The organism is Terrilactibacillus tamarindi (assembly GCF_009718825.1).
GTDB classification, from domain to species: Bacteria; Bacillota; Bacilli; order Bacillales; family Sporolactobacillaceae; genus Terrilactibacillus; species Terrilactibacillus tamarindi.
On sequence record NZ_WNHB01000003.1, the window covers coordinates 133,902 to 152,034 of the forward strand.

Annotated in this window: 17 protein-coding genes; 14 read left to right on the plus strand and 3 right to left on the minus strand. The window is 38.5% G+C overall.

Going from position 1 to position 18,133, the window contains the following annotated elements; all coding sequences use genetic code 11:
* Positions 1 to 267: 267 nt before the first annotated feature.
* Complete coding sequence (locus GMB86_RS02875; protein ID WP_155216640.1) at positions 268 to 444, minus strand: hypothetical protein; 177 nt, start codon at positions 442 to 444, stop codon at positions 268 to 270.
* Between the two features lie 148 nt (positions 445 to 592).
* Here GMB86_RS02875 and speB point away from each other — a divergent pair, with 148 nt between their 5' ends.
* The 12 genes from speB (at position 593) to GMB86_RS02935 (ending at position 12,850) form a co-directional block, all read left to right on the plus strand.
* Complete coding sequence (gene speB, locus GMB86_RS02880; RefSeq protein ID WP_155216642.1) at positions 593 to 1,462, plus strand: agmatinase; 870 nt, start codon at positions 593 to 595, stop codon at positions 1,460 to 1,462.
* 428 nt (positions 1,463 to 1,890) lie between these two features.
* The gene (locus GMB86_RS02885; protein WP_329602724.1) at positions 1,891 to 2,622 is read left to right on the plus strand and encodes a phosphoadenylyl-sulfate reductase; all 732 of its coding nucleotides are present in this window, start codon (positions 1,891 to 1,893) and stop codon (positions 2,620 to 2,622) included.
* Between the two features lie 3 nt (positions 2,623 to 2,625).
* Complete coding sequence (locus GMB86_RS02890; RefSeq protein ID WP_155216646.1) at positions 2,626 to 3,741, plus strand: inorganic phosphate transporter; 1,116 nt, start codon at positions 2,626 to 2,628, stop codon at positions 3,739 to 3,741.
* Positions 3,742 to 4,893 carry a sulfate adenylyltransferase gene (sat, locus tag GMB86_RS02895; protein ID WP_155216648.1) on the plus strand — a complete coding sequence of 384 codons (1,152 nt, stop codon included), beginning with the start codon at positions 3,742 to 3,744 and terminating at the stop codon, positions 4,891 to 4,893.
* Positions 4,894 to 4,931: 38 nt separating this feature from the next.
* Positions 4,932 to 5,534 carry an adenylyl-sulfate kinase gene (gene cysC / locus GMB86_RS02900; protein WP_329602725.1) on the plus strand — a complete coding sequence of 201 codons (603 nt, stop codon included), beginning with the start codon at positions 4,932 to 4,934 and terminating at the stop codon, positions 5,532 to 5,534.
* Positions 5,535 to 5,794: 260 nt separating this feature from the next.
* Positions 5,795 to 6,562 (plus strand): uroporphyrinogen-III C-methyltransferase, encoded by a 768-nt coding sequence (cobA, locus tag GMB86_RS02905; protein WP_155216652.1) that lies wholly within the window; start codon positions 5,795 to 5,797, stop codon positions 6,560 to 6,562.
* Positions 6,516 to 7,340 (plus strand): sirohydrochlorin chelatase, encoded by an 825-nt coding sequence (locus tag GMB86_RS02910; protein WP_329602726.1) that lies wholly within the window; start codon positions 6,516 to 6,518, stop codon positions 7,338 to 7,340. Before cobA ends, GMB86_RS02910 begins: the two co-directional genes overlap by 47 nt.
* Before the next feature lie 32 nt (positions 7,341 to 7,372).
* Positions 7,373 to 7,987, plus strand: a complete 615-nt coding sequence (locus GMB86_RS02915) for an NAD(P)-binding protein (protein WP_155216656.1) — start codon at positions 7,373 to 7,375, stop codon at positions 7,985 to 7,987.
* Positions 7,988 to 8,000: 13 nt separating this feature from the next.
* Complete coding sequence (locus tag GMB86_RS02920; protein ID WP_155216658.1) at positions 8,001 to 8,813, plus strand: uroporphyrinogen-III synthase; 813 nt, start codon at positions 8,001 to 8,003, stop codon at positions 8,811 to 8,813.
* A gap of 332 nt (positions 8,814 to 9,145) precedes the next feature.
* Positions 9,146 to 9,583, plus strand: a complete 438-nt coding sequence (locus tag GMB86_RS02925) for a DUF1934 domain-containing protein (protein ID WP_155216660.1) — start codon at positions 9,146 to 9,148, stop codon at positions 9,581 to 9,583.
* Positions 9,584 to 9,742: 159 nt separating this feature from the next.
* A complete protein-coding gene (gene argS / locus GMB86_RS02930; protein ID WP_155216662.1) occupies positions 9,743 to 11,413 on the plus strand; it encodes an arginine--tRNA ligase in 1,671 nt (556 codons plus the stop codon).
* A 195-nt stretch (positions 11,414 to 11,608) separates the two neighbouring features.
* Entirely contained in the window at positions 11,609 to 12,850 is a 1,242-nt protein-coding gene (locus tag GMB86_RS02935; RefSeq protein ID WP_155216795.1) for a cation:dicarboxylate symporter family transporter, read from the plus strand.
* A gap of 62 nt (positions 12,851 to 12,912) precedes the next feature.
* Here the strand turns inward: GMB86_RS02935 and cls are convergent, their stop codons facing one another.
* On the minus strand, positions 12,913 to 14,118 hold the full coding sequence (gene cls, locus GMB86_RS02940; protein WP_196220111.1) for a cardiolipin synthase: 1,206 nt from the start codon (positions 14,116 to 14,118) through the stop codon (positions 12,913 to 12,915).
* 581 nt (positions 14,119 to 14,699) lie between these two features.
* Here cls and rpoE point away from each other — a divergent pair.
* Both rpoE and GMB86_RS02950 read left to right on the plus strand, forming a co-directional pair.
* The gene (rpoE, locus tag GMB86_RS02945; protein ID WP_329602727.1) at positions 14,700 to 15,209 is read left to right on the plus strand and encodes a DNA-directed RNA polymerase subunit delta; all 510 of its coding nucleotides are present in this window, start codon (positions 14,700 to 14,702) and stop codon (positions 15,207 to 15,209) included.
* Between the two features lie 267 nt (positions 15,210 to 15,476).
* On the plus strand, positions 15,477 to 17,075 hold the full coding sequence (locus tag GMB86_RS02950; protein WP_155216666.1) for a CTP synthase: 1,599 nt from the start codon (positions 15,477 to 15,479) through the stop codon (positions 17,073 to 17,075).
* Positions 17,076 to 17,460: 385 nt separating this feature from the next.
* Here GMB86_RS02950 and GMB86_RS02955 read toward each other — a convergent pair whose 3' ends face one another.
* The gene (locus GMB86_RS02955) at positions 17,461 to 18,009 is read right to left on the minus strand and encodes a DUF2529 family protein (protein ID WP_155216668.1); all 549 of its coding nucleotides are present in this window, start codon (positions 18,007 to 18,009) and stop codon (positions 17,461 to 17,463) included.
* Between the last annotated feature and the right edge of the window lie 124 nt (positions 18,010 to 18,133).

Below are 18,133 nucleotides of genomic sequence, written 5' to 3' on the forward strand. Positions count from 1 at the left end.
AGTAGTATGGTATAAAGAGACTAGGATTAAACATGTTTTAAGAGGATGTTCAAAAATCCACCAAATGATAAGCTGCGAATCTCGGCGTTGGCTTGTTTTTCCGGTCCTCATGTAGAAAGAACCTACATTCCGGTCCTCAAAACGGCGCCGCCTTGACCTTCTTGCTTCTAATCTGTCGCCTTTTTGAACACGTACTTAAAGAGGATGTTCAAAAATCCACCAAATGATAAGCTGCGAATCTCGGGCGATGTCCAAGAGGATCTTCAACTAAAATCGCTCACGTCCTGTGGCTGACGTTGAAGCCACCACATCCTGTGGAAGGCCGGTCCTCATGTAGAAAGAACCTACATTCCGGTCCTCAAAACGGCGCCGCCTTGACCTTCTTGCTTCTAATTTGTCGCCTTTTTGAACACGTATTTTAATGGATAGAAAATGATGAGTCATTTTAAGTGCCACATTCAGAAATTGACGAGCATGGCCGTTAAGTTTAGGGTATACTTACTGAATAATATAGAAGAAAGAGGACGTTACCATCTACATAATAGAAGGGACAACCGTTTTATATATTAATATATAGAAAAGGAGTATCGACATGATTTTTGATGAAGCTTATTCTGGGAAAGTATTTATAATGAGTCGAAAGGACTATGATTCTGCTGAAGCCGTTATTTATGGTATGCCGATGGATTATACGGTCAGCTTTAGGCCGGGATCACGATTTGGCCCAGGAAGAATAAGAGAAGCCTCGATTGGATTAGAAGAATATTCGCCGTATATGGATAAACACTTGGAAGAAGTGAACTATTTCGATGCAGGTGATATCCTATTTCCATTCGGTAATGCCGAAAAAAGCTTGGGACTTATTGAAGGATACGTTGATAAATTACTTAATGATGGTAAATTTCCGCTTGGACTTGGTGGCGAACACCTCGTGACATGGCCTGTTATTAAAGCCATGGCCAAAAAGTATCCGGATTTGGCTTTGATTCACATTGATGCCCATGCTGATTTACGTGAGGAGTATGAAGGAGAAGTTCTCTCCCATTCCACACCTGTGAGAAAAGTGTGTGGGTTAATTGGTGCGAACAACGTCTATTCATTTGGTATTCGTTCAGGTATGAGAGAAGAGTTTGCTTTTGCAAAAGAATCTGGGATGGTTCTTGAGAAGTTTGATGTCGCTGAACCTCTGCAAAAGTATTTGCCTAAACTGGCAGGACGCCCGGTTTATGTCACGATTGATATTGATGTATTAGATCCAGCCTTTGCTCCAGGAACCGGGACGGCAGAAGCAGGCGGTATTACATCAAAAGAACTTCTTCAAGCTATTCAGCTCATTGCAGAATCCGAATTGAATGTCGTTGGAGCGGATATTGTTGAAGTAGCACCAGCTTATGATCCAACAGAACAAACATCTATTGCAGCAAGTAAATTTGTAAGGGAAATCCTGCTCGGATGGGTCTGACTTCGTGTCAGGCTCTTTTTTTATCTTGATTTTTTAAAAAATGGGTGTCAAAACATCACAATTTGAGTAATATGAATTAAAACTTACCTTGAGTGATTTGCCTAAATACAAAGACGAAAAGCAACACCACGATTACTTGAATTTGACCATTTCAGAGATCATTTTTAGTGAAAAAAAGTAAATCAAAGTAAACATCTAGGAATATAACAAATTAATTGTAAGAAACTTGTTTATTTATTACAAATTTCTGTTGACTCTAACTAAAGTGTGGTATAAAATGGGTAACAATCCTATAAAAATACTGGGGATTAAAATGAAAGTTTAAATCAAACATTACATTTTATAAATAATGTGACATGATTGACCAAAATCACCATCTATAATAAAATCTAATCCTGAGTAAACTAATAAGAAAAGGGGACAATGGAGTGAAACCTCAGATTACGTATGACACATTTGTTGAGGATCCGTTTATAGACTTTGAACCAAATGATGCAACCAAAGGAGCTGAATCGATATTAGAATGGGCTTATGATATGTATGGCGACTCGATGATTTATGCTTGCAGTTTTGGTGCAGAGGGCATCGTTTTAATTGATATGATTTCTAAAATCAAAAAAGATGCCACCGTGGTTTTCTTAGACACAGGCCTACATTTCCCCCAAACATATGAATTAATTGACAAAGTAAAAAGGAACTATCCAGACCTAAGGATTCACATGAAAAAGCCTGATTTGACAGTTGATGAACAAGCCGAAAAATATGGATCAGCCCTCTGGAAGAGACAACCTGATCAATGCTGTTATCTACGTAAAATTAAACCGCTAGAAGATACATTAAGTGGGGCTGTCAGTTGGCTATCGGGCTTAAGAAGAGATCAATCGCCGTCAAGAAGCAAGACGAATTTTGTCAATAAAGATGATCGTTTTCATTCGATAAAAATATGCCCATTGATCTACTGGACTTGGGATAATGTTTGGGATTACATCAAACAGAACAATTTAGCTTACAATGAATTGCATGATCACGGCTATCCGAGTATTGGATGCTTCCCATGCACCCAAGCTGTTAACAATAATGGAGATTCTCGTGAAGGAAGATGGGTGGGTTTACAGAAAACCGAATGCGGTTTGCATACGGTTGAAAAAGGAGGCCATTAAAACATGGAACTCGTTATCCTTTCTTTTATTCTGGCTTACTTTTTTGCGTTTAACATCGGTGCCAGCGGGTCTGCCGCAGCGATGAGCGTATCTTATGGTGCAGGAGCTATACCTCAAAAGAAATGGGCGCTTATCATTTGTTCAATAGCTCTAATGCTAGGTGCTGTTCTTGGCAGTGGCCCTGTTGTAAAAACATTGAGTCACTCAATTATTCCATCACATTTCTTAACTCCAGAAATTGTTGTCATTATTTTGGCTGCTTCGGCTGGAACTTTGTTTATATCTAATTTGCTTAGTATCCCCTTATCGACAAGCGAGGTGACGGTAGGCGCTATTGTCGGTGCTGGGATCGCCTTTCAATCCCTAAATATAAACAAATTACTTATCATTTTTTCGTTTTGGATCGTTGTTCCTATTGTGGCTATGGTGGCGACCTATCTCCTTGTGAAGGGAGGTGACCGCTTCTATTCGGGTAAAAGACATTTTAATGCTAAGTGGAAGAAAATTGGGAGCATCATATTAATTTTGACAGGATGCTTAGAAGCTTATGCCGCAGGAATGAATAATGTAGGAAATGCCATTGGACCTCTAGTAGGGGCTGGTCTTGTTCCAGTACATATTGGTATTTTGACGGGTGCGGTATTTATGGTCATCGGAGTATTATCGCTTGGCAGTCGGGTTATCGAAACGAGCGCAAAACGAATCGTGAAACTGTCGATACCTAATGGTATTGCCGTCTCAGGCGTGTCAGGTATCCTTGTGACTCTGGCTTCTGTATACGGACTGCCTATTCCTATTACACAGGTCACAACATCAGCGATTGCTGGCGTTAGTGCCTCAAAAAACAGGCAAGCCGTTTGGAAACAACCCATTATTAAATTAATTATTAAAGTTTGGTTAGTCTCCCCTGCATTATCGATGATTGTGGCTTATCTATTAATTCAGGCTTGCGTTCGCTTTAACTTTTATTCGGTGATCATTATTTTATGTGTGATCCTCGCAACTTTATGTACATCAAGCCTATTAAAAACAAAACATATCAAAGAATTATTTAACGAAAAAAAACCAGAACAAACATCTGTAACCGTCATAACACATAAAAAAGAGGAGGTTTTGTAAATGACTTTAATCAAACCACACGGTGGTCATTTAGTAAATCAAATTGAATCGGAATCTTATCAACCTGAAACGGACTTACAAATCAATATCGATGCGATGGCATTGAGTGATTTAGAATTAATCGCAAATGGTGCCTATAGTCCATTAAAAGGGTTTATGAATCAAGCAGACTATCAATCTGTTGTCGAAACGATGCATCTAGTTTCTGGTGAGCCATGGAGCATTCCTATTACATTGCCAGTCGAGGAAGAGACCTCAAAACGATTGAAAAAGGGCGACACAGCTGCACTCGTAAAAGAAAACGAGACATACGGTTATATCCAAATTGAAGATATTTATCAACCAGATAAAGAAAAAGAAGCCCAGCTTGTCTATCAAACAACGGAACTTGCGCATCCTGGTGTGAAAAAACTTTTCTCAAGACCAGACCACTATGTTAGTGGCGAAATCAAACTGGTTAAAAGACCTAAGCGTGCGCATAGTGAATCATTCTTTTTAGATCCTAAAGAAACACGCGCTCGATTTGAACAACTTGGCTGGAACAAAGTGGTTGGTTTTCAAACACGCAATCCGATCCACCGCGCTCATGAGTACATTCAGAAAACAGCATTAGAAACCGTTGATGGCCTCTTTATCAATCCACTAGTTGGTGAGACAAAAAGCGATGACATCCCAGGTGATGTCCGGATGGAAAGCTACCAAGTTTTACTCAAACATTATTATCCAAAAAACCATGTTTTCTTAGCGGTATTTGCTGCGGCCATGAGGTATGCAGGTCCTAGAGAGGCAATCTTCCATGCAATCGTTCGGAAAAATTTTGGCTGCTCTCATTTCATCGTCGGCCGCGATCATGCAGGTGTTGGCAATTATTATGGCACCTATGATGCTCAAAAAATCTTTAGTAAATTTAAAGATGGTGAATTAGGCATTACGCCGATGTTCTTTGAACATAGTTTCTACTGCAAGGCTTGCGAAGGAATGGCTTCACATAAAACATGCCCACATGATGACGATCAACACGTGATTCTATCAGGAACAAAAGTAAGAGAGCTCTTGCGAAGCGGTCAAAGACCACCAGCTACGTTTAGTCGTCCTGAAGTGGTTGATGTCCTTATTGCTGGTTTAAAAAAGGCAGAAGGCATTAAATCTTAATGAGTCAAAAAATCAACAAAAAGGGGGAGAATGTAAACGTGGATACAAATATTGTTTGGCACAATCAAACGATTACAAAGCAGGATTATCGCAAAAAGAATGGTCATTATAGCGGCGTGATTTGGTTAACCGGTCTTTCAGGAGCAGGAAAGTCCACGATTGCCAATATTTTAAACCAAAAACTATATGCTCTAAATGTAAACTCTTATTTGTTAGACGGTGATAATGTCCGTCATGGATTGAATAAAGGTCTTGGATTTAGTGAGGAAGACAGACAAGAGAATATCAGACGGGTTGGCGAAGTGGCCAAACTATTTGTTGATAGCGGGTCAATAGCGATCGTCGCGTTTATCTCTCCTTTTCGCACAGATCGTGATCGAGTTCGAGAAAATCTCGAAGATGGCGAGTTTTTAGAAGTTTACGTTGACTGTCCATTGGAAGAATGCGAGGAACGTGATCCAAAAGGGCTGTATAAAAAGGCGCGAAGTGGAGAAATAAAATCGTTTACGGGAATAGACTCACCTTATGAAGCCCCATTATCCCCAGAAATAACATTACATTCTGGCCAAAAAGAGGCTGAGGCTTGTGCGGATGAGTTAATCGATCTCTTAATCCAAAAACAATGGATAACCAAAGGATAATACTTTAAAGTGAAATGTCACTCCGTGGGGTTTTCTTCATCTCCACGGAGTTTAAGCCTGAACCAATCGGGCTCATGTGGGCCGTTATCCCCTACCTAGGAATGCTTGTTGACCATGAGGTGGGAGCTTTTATTCGCCATAAATAGGAAATAAAAAAGTATAGCTTGAGCAGTCTTTGATGATGTATAGTGAACTAAAGAAGAGTAACTCGTAACGAGGGAGTAAGTGCTGTGGTTAATCCAAAAGAATGAGGTGGAATGATGAGAAAAGTTTATTTAGTCGGTGCTGGACCTGGGGATCCTGATCTTATTACAGTTAAAGGGTTAAAGGCGATTCAACAAGCGGATACCATTTTGTATGACCGTCTTGTGAATCCCGAACTTCTAAATTATGCAAAGAAAGAGGCTGAGTTGATCTATTGCGGGAAACGTCCCGATCATCATGCGTTGAGTCAAGAGAGTATCAATCATCTTCTTTGTAAATTTGCTAATCAAGGAAAGATTGTGACGAGATTAAAAGGTGGAGATCCTTTTATCTTTGGTAGAGGTGGGGAAGAGGCCGAAGAACTGGTTAAAAAGCAAATCCCCTTTGAAATTGTACCAGGGATTACGTCTGGTTCTGCTGCTCCAGCCTATGCCGGCATCCCATTAACCCACCGAAATTTCAGCTCATCAGTCGCCTTTATTGCTGGGATGACCCAACATGAAGATAACGTGGACAAGTATTGGTCTAAGTTTATCGGTATTGATACCTTATGTATTTACATGGGCGTCAAAAATTTGCCGGTTATTTGTAACCAGCTAATCAAACACGGAAAAGATCCACAAACGCCGATCGCTCTCATTCATTGGGGAACGACAGAGCGACAAATCACAATCTCTGGTACGTTAACGAACATTTGTGAGAAAGCCGCCACTGTGAAAAATCCTTCGTTAATCATTATTGGGGAAGTTGTTCAATTAAGAGATCAATTAAATTGGTTTGAATCCTTATCCACCGATAAAACCATGCAGGCAATTATGGGTTAAAAGTGCCATGGATAAACAAGGTGTATTATATGTCAGTCATGGAAGCCGAGACAAAGAAGCACTTCGTGAAGCAGAACAATGTATCAAAATGGCGCAAAAACAAGTCCAAGTCCCCCTGCAAGAAATTTGTTATTTAGAGATTTCAAAGCCTGACATTTTTGAAGGTATGGAGAAACTTGTAAAAAGAGGAGCCACAAGGGTTGCCATAGTTCCAGTTCTTTTATTGAGTGCGGGGCATTACTATAAAGACATACCAAAGGCGATCGAAGATATAAAGTGTCAATATCCATTCGTGACGTTAACTTATGGCAAGCCTCTTGGCGTCCAAGATCGTTTGATCGATGTTCTTGTCGATAGACTCAAGGAAGCTGAAATTCCTCATTTATCAAAGGCTAGACTCTTACTCGTTGGTAGAGGTAGCCGCAATCCAGAAACTCGAAGGGATATCGAAAAGATAGCTAGCATGCTGAAAGAACGCAGTCAAGTTAAAACAGTGGATGTATGTTACTTGGCCGTGTTAAAACCTTCATTTAATGATGTTCTAAATCATCTAGATAAACTGGAAAATGAAACCGTCATTATTCTTCCTTATTTATGGTTTACAGGACTATTAATTAAATCAATGGAAAAAAAGATAGAATCACTCAACACAACAAATAAACTTGTTTTATGCCAATATCTTGGGTTGCACCCTAATATGGCAGACGCTCTAAGTGATCGGGTCAAAGAAGCCATTTTATCAACACCCGTTACCCGTTCGAAACTAGATTTTAGTTAGTATAAGGTTAAGGTGAATGGGAGGAACACTGAATGTCTTTGATCCCTGTCATGGTTGATTTAAATAGGCGCCATGTGGTCATTGTTGGTGGAGGGAAAATAGCCACGCGTAAGATGAAGTTACTCAAAGAAACAGGTGCACGTATAACGATTGTGAGTCCATCCATTGAGGCGGCACTTCAGTCGTTACAAAAAAATGGCGATTTTATTTGGAAGCCAAAACAATTTGAAAAACAAGATATCGCGGATGCAGATGTTATTATTGTTGCAACAAATGATTCAGAGATTAACCAGCAGGTCGTTGAGGGAGCCCCCTGCCATGCACTCATTAATGATACGGAAGATGCCGAGAGGGGAAATATGACATTCCCCTCTTTTTTTCGAAAAGGGCGCCTAACCGTTAGTACGTCAACAGGCGGAGCAAGCCCGTCCTTAGCTAAAATGATTAATCAAAAGTTACAGACATTATTTGATGATGAACAATACGAGGAGTATCTCGACTTTTTGTATGATTGTCGAAAGCTCATTAAAGGCTCATCCTTATCTAAAAGTGAAAAAATTGATTTTTTAAGAAAACTTCTCGATGATGAATTCAAGAACAAAGAGAAACGAAGGAACTTAGTTGAAACGTTGAAAGCTAAGAAATGAGGGAGGCGAAATAATGAAAGGTCTAGTCAATAAGAGAATTGGGATTGCAGCCGAACGTCAAGCTGAGACAATCGCAACGTTAGTGACAAAACATGGCGGATCGCCTACAATTCATTCCATTCAAGGTCAATGGCTTTTAAACGATGAGATATGCAAGAACGACGTCAAAACTTTAGTCAATGGATCTTTTGATTGGGTTGTTCTGACAACAGGAATTGGAGCAAGAACGTTAGAAGAGGCTGCTGAAAAACTAAATGAGAAGGATCGTTTTCTGCAAAGCTTGCAAAAGACCCCACTTGCCATTCGCGGCAGTAAAACGCTCAAATGGTTAAAAGGGCACAATCTCGTCCCTGAGCGTGTTTCTGAAGATGGCACAATGGAACATTTGATATCTATGTTTAAGCAGGAGCGGGAGAATGAGAAAGGCAAAAGAGTCTATTTACAGCTCTATGATCAGGATGATGTAGAACTCAAGCAACAATTTGAAAGTCTAGGATTTGACCCCTATTTATCAAAGCCTTATTCTTATAAACAACCAGATCCTCAAGCGTTAAAATTGTTAACGGAGCAAATTATAGAGCAATCACTCGATGCTGTCGTTTTCACAAGTAAAACGCAAGTTCGTAACTTGTTTAGCCAAGTGGATCGAAAAGAGGCACTGGTCAAAGCGTTTAACGACCGAGTCTTGGCTGTGGCTGTAGGTAAAGTGACAGCAGGTGTGCTAGAAGAACAAGGAATCGAGGAATTAATTCAACCAGAAAATCAAAAAATGGGTCAAATGATTGTTAGGTTGAGTGAATATTATGAAGAAACGAGCCTTAAATAATTTTAAATAGAAGAATAAGCTGGCCGATCTGATTGATTAACGACAGATTGGTCGGTTTTTTTTATGAATCAAAATAGATTTTTTACTGTGACTTTTAACTTATCGAATTCAATTGCGAAATCTACTGATTGTTAGATACACAAATACTAACACTCCTTCTTTGACACGGTGTTTAAAAAAGAAAGGAAATATGTCTAATTTTATAACATTATGAAACATTCATTGAAAAAAAGCTTGAAAATGTTGAACTAATGCTTGTTTTGTCTATAATAGTGAAAGAGAGACCTTTTTTATGATAGAATAGTAAAAGTCTCTATTTTTTTTGATGTGGAGTGAGACCAATCGATAAACTTGCTGTTAACGTTTTATTAATATCAAAAGCCATTGATGAGACAGAAAAAGTGACAAAAACCACTCCGAAAACGGATAATGGTTACTTTTATATGAAAAACGACGCATTATACGTGAAGTTTGATGAAATAGATGAACATGGAACAGTACATACTTTGATAAAAGTGTCGAATGGAAAAGCACTCATTCAAAGAAAGGGTCATGTTTCAATGAATCAGCCCTTAGTAAAAAATGAGGAAATGGCTGGCAGTTATTCAGGTCCTTATGGTGAAATGAATACATCGGCTAAAACTCATAAAATCAAGGCGTTGTGGGATAGCCATCTAAAACAAGGCTGGATCCAATTAAACTACGAACTACATGTACAAGGACAATATGTTGGACATTTTGATTTAACCTATCAAATAAGCCCCTACTAATAGATAGTAAGGCGGCTTGAGAGCTTAAATACCATTGGTTCATCCAATGATCAGTGGAAAAGCCCCTCCCTACTGATGGAGGATTTACTTTATTCCGTGTGATGGGGCAGCAAGACCTACGCTAAAGCATTAGCTTTTAGCATTTTTAGGAGGATGAAAATGACAGTTGTTGAACAAGTCAAACAACAATTAAAGGACGAGATAATACAAGCTGTGTTGAAAGCAGGGCTTGCTACTGGAGAGCAGATACCTGATGTTGTATTAGAAACACCTAAGGATAAGGCGCATGGTGATTTTGCGACGAATATGGCCATGCAGCTTGCACGTATTGCAAAACAAGCACCAAGAAAAATTGCCGAAGCTTTGGTTGAAAACTTTGATAAGAAAAAAGGTCATATTCGTGAAATCGAAATAGCTGGACCTGGGTTCATTAACTTTTTCTTAGACAATAGCTACTTGACTAGATTAATTCCTACCATCCTAGAAGAAGGCGATGACTACGGTCAATCGACAAAAGGTAGCGGAAAGAAAATTCAAATTGAATATGTTTCAGCTAACCCTACAGGCAGCTTGCATCTTGGTCATGCCAGGGGAGCAGCGGTTGGAGATACATTAATTCGCATTCTAAGAAAAGCGGGCTACGAGGCGAGTCCTGAGTACTATATTAATGATGCAGGAAATCAAATTGGTAACCTCACCACTTCACTAGAAGCGCGCTATTTTCAGGCTTTAGGCATTGAAAAAGAGATGCCTGAAGACGGATATCAAGGTCAAGACATTGTCAAATTGGGTCAACAATTGGCCGAAAAGTATGGAGATGAATACGTTCATAAATCAGATAAAGAGCGGAATCAATTTCTCCGTAACTTTGGAGTCGAACACTTAATGGCTAAGATTAAAAAAGACTTAAGTGATTTCGGCGTCCATTTTGATGTTTGGTTCTCTGAGACATCTTTATATGAATCAGGCGAGATTACATCCGTATTAGAAAAACTCAAAGAACGTGGTCATACGTATGAACAAGACGGTGCCTTGTGGTTTGCATCAACAAAATTTGGTGACGACAAAGACAGAGTGCTGATCAAAAGTGATGGATCTTATACGTATTTAACACCCGATATTGCTTACCATTTAAATAAATTCTTACGTGGATTTGATCAACTTATTAACGTATGGGGAGCTGATCATCATGGCTACATTCCTAGAATGAAGGCAGCGATGGAAGCACTTGGTTATGATCCAAATCGTCTTGAAGTTCAAATTATTCAACTCGTGAACTTATTCAAAGACGGTGAAAAAGTGAAAATGAGTAAGCGTACGGGTAAAGCGGTGACTTTAAGAGAGTTGATGGAAGAAGTAGGGACCGACGCCATGCGTTATTTCTTTGCGATGAGAAGCTCAGACAGTCACTTAGACTTCGATATAGACCTCGCTGTTTCTAGATCAAATGAGAACCCGGTCTTCTATGTGCAATATGCCCATGCTAGAATATGCAGTATGCTCAAACGGGCGGAAAGCTATGAAACAGCATCCCTTGAAGAAGTGGACTTATCGCTTTTAACCAGTGAAAAAGAAATTGATTTATTAAAGAAAGTCGGAGAATTCCCTGAAGTCATCGCGGATAGTGCCGAGCAACTGGCTATTCAACGGATGACAACGTATCTTTTTGACCTTGCTTCAACCTTGCATAGTTTCTACAATGCGGAGAAAGTTCTTGATCCAGAGAACAAGGAATTAAGTCGCGCTCGTGTCGCCTTAATGAAAGCAGTCAAAATCACCTTGAAAAATGCGATGGATCTTATAGGCGTCAATGCTCCAGTGAGTATGTAAGATAAAAAAGTCGGCTGGCTGTTAAAGCATCCAATTAGCTTTTACAGTCAGCTTTTTACTGATTTTTATTGAGACCCATATATAATAAATAGAGAGATAAACCATAAGTAATAAAAATAGAGAAATCATTACTATCCAAAAAAACAGAAAATAAGGATAGTTTACAGAAACAGAGGGGTTTTGTAAGTGAAGAAATTGAGATTAAGTTTAGCGGTGCAAATCGTCATAGGACTTATTTTAGGTATTATTGTTGGAACGATCTTTTATGGACAGCCAGAAATTTCCACATTCTTGCAGCCTATAGCTGATATATTTTTACGAGCTATAAAAATGATTGTTGTTCCAATCGTACTAGCGTCAATTATTGTTGGCGTGGCGAGTGTTGGTGATTTAAAAAAAGTCGGAAAATTAGGGCTTAAAACAATCGTTTACTTTGAAATTATTTCAGCAATTGCCATTGTTATTGGTTTGCTCTTTGCTAATATTTTTCAACCAGGAGCAGGTGTAGATCGTCATCAATTAGAAAAAGCGGATATTAGTTCCTATATGCAAACAGAAAAAGAAGTGGAACAGCACAGTGCGGTCGATACTTTTGTGAATATCGTACCGACAAATATTTTTGAATCTTTGGCGAATGGTGACATGCTGGCGATTGTCTTTTTTGCTGTCATTTTCGGCACTGGTCTCACCTTTGTAGGAGAACGAGGAAAGCCAGTCCTTCATTTTTTTCAAGGGGTAGGAGACACCATGTTTTGGGTCACCAACCAAGTAATGAAGCTCGCTCCATTTGGGGTATTTGCCCTCATTGGTATAACGGTTTCTAAATTTGGTTTATCATCGTTGGTAGCGCTAGGTAAGTTAACCATTGTTGTTTATGGTAGTATGGTCTTCCTTGTTTTGGTCGTATTCCTTATCGTTGCCTTTATAGCGAAAATAAAATACTTCTCATTACTGCGTTTGCTTAAGGATGAAATTATATTAGCCTATTCAACTGCAAGTTCTGAATCTGTAATGCCCCGGTTAATGCAAAAACTAGAGAATTATGGATGTTCAAAATCCATCGTGTCCTTTGTTATTCCAACGGGTTATACGTTTAACTTAGACGGTTCGACCCTTTATCAATCGATTACTGCTATTTTTATTGCCCAGATGTACGGAATGCATATGTCTATTTCAAGTCAAATTATGCTTGTACTCATGCTCATGTTAACATCAAAAGGCATTGCAGGTGTACCGGGTGCCTCGTTTGTTGTATTACTTGCAACTCTTGGAACCGTAGGAATTCCTCTTGAAGGTATCGCTTTTATTGCTGGTATTGAAAGAATCCTTGATATGGCAAGAACAGCGGTCAATATTGTTGGAAATGCTCTTGCAACGGTTGTCGTTTCAAAATGGGAAGGTCAGTATCATCCTCAAGAAAATAAACGTGTCAGTTAAATCAAATCAGCCCACCAGATCATAGCTGGGGGCTTTATTTGATTATCTCATTTTTTTGTTTTTTAGAGCAGTGGATAAAGCATCCTACATAGCGGCGTCTTAATTTTTTCCCATAGCGGGCGATTTTTAAAACCTTCCAATGTCATCAATTCGGAGCCAAGATGAATGTCACGATAAGTTTGTTCAAGGACGACTTTTACAAAAGATTTATCATGAATAAAAGCAGATAATTCGTCGTTCCAAAAGAAACTGCGCCAGTCAAAATTTGCTGTACCGATACAACATGCCTCCTCATCCACGACAATTGTTTTAGAGTGATAGAATCCTTGATAAAAGTAATATAGTTCACATCCTCTTTTTAATAGAGGTTTTAAATAGTGACATGAGGCAGGCTTAACAAACGGGTGGTCTTTTCTTGTTGGTAATAAAATCGTGAGTTTCACCCCTCGATCCAAACAATGGATTAAAACCTGCATTAATTTTTTACTAGGAATGAAATAAGGAGATCCAATGAAAATCGAGTGTTTAGCTTGTTCGAGGTGTTCAATAAGAGCCTTTTCCAAATGGGATCCATTTGTTGCAAGTAATTTAATGCTTATATTTTCTTTTTCTAATCCAACGTCGATGCCTTTAATATTTAGCGATTCCCCTGATGCTTGAAGCCAATCTTGACTGAATTGTTGTTGTAAGTGGTTGACTCCGTCGCCTTTCAATTTAAGATGGCAGTCCTGCCAATCGCCGCGTTCGGGATTCCTCCCTAAATACTCGTCACCCACATTAAAACCACCAAAATAACCAACCTTTCCATCAATCACAGCTATTTTTCGATGATAGCGCCTATTAAGGTAATAAAATAAAAAAGGAAAACGGATGGGAGCAGCAAAAGAAAGATGGATACCTGCTTCTTTAATTTTTTTTCGATGTTTCCGAAGTGGAAATCCCCCAACGGTATCAACCAATAACCGTACGGTAACTCCGTCCTTCGCTTTTTCCCTTAATAGCTTGATCAATTTCTTGCCAATGGCATCATAAGCGAAAATGAAAAATGATAAATGAATATAGTCCTTGGCAGATTCTATTTCTCGTATAAGGTCAGAGAAAAGTTCCGTGCCATCTGCAAAAAAATGAACCGTATCATAGCCTTGATATTCTTGGGGTTGAGCCCGTGTTTTTTGCTTCAGTCGATACCCTAGAAAAATATCAAGTGCAATAGCCAAAATCAAGAAAATCATAAAGAGTAAAATAAGACCAATCCAAATCCAGAGCATGTTTCTCCTCCCAAGTATGGCGTTCATTCTTTCAATATAGCATAACCTAGAGATAGAGACCTTATCCATTCCCCAATCACTGATCTGTATAGGTACAGTTAAAAATGTAAAGTAAAGCTGAAGATTAAAAATGATTGATGTAGAGCTAATGTCTATCGAGTATCGGAAAATAGCCGAACGATCGTTAAATGGTCTTTTTAAAAAGTATTTTTATAAAATTAGTTGCTAAGTAGATGTTTTTAAGACTGTTTTGTGGTAGTATTGAGAAAGTTTTTTGTTTATACTGTATACTGTAATAAGAGATTTTATTATAAAACGGGCTGTACCATGAACATTCTCGATTTCTAGAACCTTGGCTATATAATAAGGAGTAACCAGGTTTAACGTACCTATTCATTTAAAGGTTTTGAGGTAATAAAGTTAAATAGGTATAAAGATTTCATATATAGGCGAGGATGGTTTTAGAAAATAGGATGGATGATCGTGTTTTTTCAAATAAAGCGAATGGGCAGATTGTCTGTTGCTTTTATCTGTAGTTTGATAAAATGGTTGGATATGATGGATAGAAAGGGTGTTTTTTTGTGACTAATAACGTAACAGAAGAGAAGCCAAAGTTGGACCAAGTATTTGATTTGTTGAAAGATGGAAATAAAACGCCTCGTACTTTCTATGAGTTGGCTCATAATGTTTTTACAAAACAAGAGGTAGAACGCGATAGTGGAGAAATGCTTGCGCGCCTTTATACTAATATGAATTTGGATGGTCGATTCTTGAGTCTAGGAAATAATTTCTGGGGTCTTCGTAGTTGGTATCCAATTGAACAACGAGAAGAAGATGTTGCGAAAACCCTTGCTCCAAGTAGGAAAACCAAGACGGCTAATGATGGATTCGACGATTACGATGACTATGAAGATGAAGAACTCGATGAAGATTTGGAAAAACTCGATGAAGATTATGATGACGATGAAGCTGACGAAGAAGAAAATGACTTCGATGATTTCACAAATTTAGATGATGATACTGAAGACACGGATGATGATACCATCAAACAAATCAAAGGGCATCATATTGATTTAGACGATGAGGAATAAAAAAAGGACCATCGAGGTCCTTTTTTCAATAATTAAATAGGGTGAAATATATAGATCTTCAAAAGGTTACCAATAGCCAAAATGTGGATTACGCCAAGATGTAAAACGTACTTGATACCCTATAACAAATTTGTTAAAATAACATTGGGCTATTTTGAGTAATACACGTCAAAGCAAAAGTGTGCCTCCTGTTGGGGAATAAGCACTTTTGCTTTTTTATATTGTAATTTTGTTAAATACTATCCTTAAAAAGGGGGAAATACCCGAATGACAAAATATATTTTTGTAACAGGTGGAGTCGTGTCATCTCTAGGTAAAGGGATAACTGCGGCGTCTTTAGGTAGATTATTGAAAAATAGAGGAGTTAGTGTGACGATCCAAAAGTTTGACCCGTACATTAACTTAGATCCTGGTACAATGAGTCCATATCAACATGGTGAAGTGTTTGTAACGGAAGATGGTGCCGAAACAGACCTTGACTTAGGTCACTACGAACGGTTTATTGATATTAATCTTAATCAAAACAGTAACGTCACTACAGGTAAAATATATTCAACCGTATTAAAAAAAGAACGTCGTGGTGATTATAATGGTTCAACGGTTCAAGTTATTCCACATATCACGAATGAAATTAAAAATCGGGTGTTCCGTGCAGGTAAGGAAACAGGTGCCGAAGTCGTTATTACCGAAATAGGCGGTACTGTAGGTGATATTGAAAGTCTTCCATTCCTTGAAGCGATTCGTCAAATTAAAAGTGATGTTGGTATTGAAAATGTCATGTACATTCACTGTACTCTCATTCCTTATTTAAAAGCAGCAGGGGAAATGAAAACAAAGCCGACACAACACAGCGTTAAAGAGCTTAGAAGTCTTGGCATTCAACCAAATGTGATCGTTGTTAGAACAGAATTGCCTGTTCCTGAAGACATGAAACGAAAAATTGCGTTGTTCTGTGATATTGATACTGAAGCGGTCATTGAAGCACCTGATGCAGAAACATTATATCAAGTCCCATTACACCTCCAAGAACAACATCTTGATGACATCGTATGTAAACATTTGAAACTAAAATGCGGTGAAGCGGATATGCAAGAGTGGAGTGAATTGGTTGAAAGAGTGCTTAACTTAAAAAACACAGTCAATATTGCCCTTGTTGGTAAATATGTTGAATTACAAGATGCTTATATTTCCGTTGTTGAATCATTAAAACATGCAGGATATGGTTATGATGCAGATGTTCACGTAAAATGGGTTAATGCAACGGAATTGACGAAGGAAAATCTAGAAGAACAACTAAGTGATGTGAACGGTATCCTTGTTCCAGGTGGGTTCGGTGACCGCGGAGTAAAAGGTAAAATTCTTGCCATTCAATATGCAAGAGAAAACAAGGTTCCATTCTTTGGAATCTGTCTAGGTATGCAACTTGCATCCATCGAATTTGCGAGACATGTGCTTGGGATCAAAGATGCTAACTCAGCTGAAATTGACCCAGAAACATCACATGCGATTATCGATTTACTTCCTGAACAAAAGGATATTGAGGATATTGGAGGAACACTTCGTCTTGGTCTCTTCCCGACAAGAATTGAAGAAGGTACCATTGCCTATGAAGCTTATCAAGACGAAATCATCTATGAACGTCATCGCCATCGTTATGAATTCAATAATGAATATCGTAAAGAAATGGAAGCAGAAGGATTTATCTTCTCAGGCCTTAGCCCGGATAACCGTCTCGTTGAAATCATCGAACTGAAAAATCATCCATGGTTTTTGGCTTCCCAATTCCATCCAGAATTTACATCTCGTCCAACAAGACCACAACCATTATTTAGAGAGTTTGTTGGAGCAGCCATTAATCATAAATAATAAAAGAGGTCGAAAAGGGGCTATTGCTTTTCGACCTCTTTTCATTTTACAAATTCTTTATTCCTCGTTAGAAGAGTAAAACCCGTAAGGTTGTGCGAAAAGAGGCGGAGTAGGTGCAATAAACAGAAAGTAGTGCAAACGAAGGAGGAACAGGTGTAATAAAACAGAAAGTAGTGCAAACGGAGGAACAGGTGTAATAAAACAGAAAGTGGTACAAACGAAGGAGGAGTAGGTGCAATAAAACAGAAAGTGGTGCAAACGAAGGAGGAGTAGGTGCAATAATCAATAAAGTGGTGCAAACGAAGGCGGAGTAGGTGCCCAATAATCAATAAAAAAGCCTACCCCGTTAAACGACGGAATAGGCAGCACTGATGGAACTTTCACTTTATTCCATTGACTGAAAGAAGTCCTGTTCTTCTAAAATGTCCATGATATTTAAATAAAGCGCCATGTATATGTATAGTGCAGCAAATATAAGAGGATTTCCGATTTTTTTACCGTTATCAGTTGGAACGAGCGGCCCCTTAACATCTAAATTAAGGAAACAATCAACATCATTGATCCAAGAAGGTTTTTTGTCCGTTTGATTCGATATGACGATAATATTACATCCTGATAGCTTAATTTTTGAATACAAATCAAACAAAGACTCATCAAGCTCTTCGTTAAACAGCAAAACAGTGTCGAATGAAGAGAGTGTGTGAATCCCATGATGGTCATCTAATAAAGGACGAGATTTTGGTAGAGAATTCGCTCCTGAAAGGGCTTCTGTAAGAATGGTTGATAGAAGGGACTCAGAACCATAAACATAGACATGTCCATCTGAGACGATGGTTTGACAGACTAATCTAGAACCTTCCTCAAGATTCCAATCATTTTCTTTTTGTATATTTTGAAAAATACCCATCAATTGTGTTGTAAATATTTTTAACATTAAGATTCAATCCTTCCTTCATACCTCTCTCTATTTTACAATTTCATTAGAGAAACTCAACATATTAGAAAAAATTGCAGGAATATGCCACAACAATAGAGAATATCATGTTCTTTAGAGGGGT